The following is a 2,862-nucleotide window of genomic DNA, read 5'->3' as shown; positions in this document are numbered from 1 at the left end:
CAACAACTCAGCTTGCAACCGTGTTTCAATACCTTCGGCAATAACTTTCATATTTAGCTTATGTGCCATAACTATAATGGCTTCACATAATGCAAGGCTTTGCGAACCTACTTTTAATTCACAGACAAACGACTGATCTATTTTGATATAGTCTATATGGAACTCGTTGAGATATGCCAACGATGAATAACCTGTACCGAAGTCATCGAGTGCCACTTCAATACCTGCATCACGATATTTCAACAGTAATTCACCAACCTCCCGACTTTGCTCCATCAATAGGGTTTCTGTAATCTCTATGACACAGTTTTTACCGGGCAAATCAAGTTTAGCCAGATATTCAAACCAATCGTTTCCTTCTGGCTGGCGAAATTGCACGGGAGATTTATTAATACTGACCTGAAAATCATCACAGAACAACTGCTTCCATTTCTTTACTTGGCGCGCGGCCTCTTTAAACACCCAATCTCCAATACTGACGATCAAACCGGTTTGTTCTGCAAAAGGTATAAAATCGATAGGGCCAACCACCCCTTTAGTTGGATGATTCCACCGAATTAGTGCTTCCGCTTTTTTAATACTCATCGTATTAAAATCAATAATAGGTTGATAATAAAGCTGAAATTGCTGCTCCTCAATTGCACGCCTCAGATCATTGATTATTTCTTGGCGCTCTTGTGCCTCCTGCTGCATCTCCGCCGTAAAATAACTAAAACGACCACGGCCAGATGTCTTTGCCAAATACATGGCCTGATCAGCATTTTTCAGAAGCTCGGAAACCTCGCAACCATCTTTTGGATATACGGTTATCCCAATACTGGCCGAGATATAGGCCTTTTCTTCGCCTAACTGGAATGGTTCCGTTAATGCCTGGATAATTTTCTGAGCAATATGATCGACATTAATGCTGTCGCCTATCTCAGGCAGGATAGCTGTAAACTCATCTCCTCCGATTCGCGAAATCGTATCAGACTCACGTACTTGATCTGCAATACGCTGGGCGGCTTTTTTTAATAACACATCGCCAACATTATGCCCCAAGGTATCGTTGACCTCTTTAAAATGGTCTAAGTCGATAAACAGAACCGCCAGCGGCAGTTGCGAACGTTTAGCACGCCGAATCTCTTGTTTCAGGCTGTCTTGAAAGTTTTGTCGGTTAGGTAGTGTTGTCAGTGAATCAAAATGCGCTTGCTGGCGAATTATTTCATCCTTTTTTTTCTTTTCGGTAATATCTGAAAAGAGTGCAATGCGATGATCAACGGTATCACTAGAGCTTTTTACTGTCGTAACTGTAAGGAGCTGAGGAAAAACTTCACCATTTTTACGTTTACTCCAGACTTCCCCTTCCCAATACTCCGTTTCATTGAGTTCATTTTGCATGTCTGCGTAGAACCCATCATCATGTCTATCCGACTTTAAAATATCAGGATGAGATCCAATAATTTCGTCTTCTATGTAACCCGTAATTCTTGTAAATGCAGGGTTGATACTAATAATCGTGTCATTAGTATCAGTAACAAACATCGCCTGGCTACTATTTTTATAAACAACAATAGCGAGTTCGCGTTCGGTAATATCCGTATGCGTACCCACCATACGCAACGCCTTGCCGTTTTCGTCACGGCTCACAACTTTGCCTCGCGTGGAAACCCATGACCAGCTTCCATTTTCTCGCAAGACACGATGCTTATTACTATAGAACTCCGTTTCACCGTCGAGATGCGCTTGAAAATCCACTTTAACACGCTGCAGATCTTCAGGATGAATCTTCAATTCACTGGCTGTCGTTGGCGTGGTCGTTCCGACAAGATCAAATACGGAAAGACTCTCCTCTGAATGGAAGACATCACCCGTTTCTAAATTCCAATCCCAGACATCGTCGCCATTATCCTTAAAGATGAACTTCCAACGCTCTTCACTGGCATGCAATTCCTTTTCTGCTTGTTTACGAAGCGCTTTCTCTCTCATCAGGTCTAATGTGCGAGAGGAAAGAGAGTCGTACATGGTGAGTACTGTATCGATAAGGACCTGCATAGATCCCGTCATCTCTTCATTGGCGTGTTCCTTAGCCTGTTTCAAATCCATACCGGAGTTTACCGCCAAGACAGCCTTTGCCATGCGCTTGTCGGTGTCCAGAATATGGTACGCAAGCCATCGAGACAGAAAGGAAACCACGTCTTGAATAACATCATCCAGTGGCTTTTGACTATCGGTATGCTTTAACTCCAGCACGGCTTCTCTGAAAGATTCGTGGGTAAGCTCGTGCTCTTGATACCACTCATCATCTTTGAAATGCTCGCTCCAAACTTTTTCTTCTGTTTGGAAATGATAATCAGCATAACTTGCCAGTTCATCGAAGACGGTGTTCAGTACGATAGGATTCGAACGGTTGGCCAGATGAGCCGCCAGTTGATTTAGAATGTCCACAAGACGCTTGTGCTGTTCGTCGATTAAATCGATACCTGTTTCAAAATTTTTATGCCAAGGAAAAATTTCAAAAAAAGCCATGCAGAGTCATCCGTTCAGAGTTCAATCGCCCTGAATATTATCAGGGTTCCCAAGCACGTCATATCCTGGCCTGAGTTTTTCATCAATGAAACCGGGTACTGGCCTTACTAGGATACGCGCCGTAAGGAGCTGAAAAGTACCGCCCCGCATAGCCCCCTGATCCACAAACTGGTTGACAAGTTTCTGTACGAATTTCTCAGTTTCCATCTCAGACAAATTGGTCAACTGAATTAAGTTTTGCTTTCCAAGCCGGTTCATGGTCTGCGGATGCGTCAGCACGCGAGGTAAATTCCGTTCGGCGGATGCTCCCAATGTATAGATGAAGCCGAAGAAGGTGTTGGCGTCGTCGAAAAT

The 2,862-nt window shown here is 43.5% G+C and carries 2 protein-coding genes; both read right to left on the bottom strand.

What is annotated here, in order from left to right; genetic code table 11:
* On the bottom strand, positions 1-2,508 hold a 2,508-nt coding region (locus ABYW01_RS18390; protein ID WP_372835654.1), incomplete at its 3' end, for a bacteriohemerythrin.
* 21 nt (positions 2,509-2,529) lie between these two features.
* Positions 2,530-2,862 (bottom strand): hypothetical protein (locus ABYW01_RS18385; RefSeq protein WP_372835652.1); only part of this gene is annotated, 333 nt, incomplete at its 5' end.

This window comes from Pontibacterium sp. (assembly GCF_041587635.1).
Classification (GTDB): domain Bacteria; phylum Pseudomonadota; class Gammaproteobacteria; order Pseudomonadales; family Balneatricaceae; genus Pontibacterium.
This window is presented reverse-complemented; position numbering and strand designations above follow the sequence as displayed.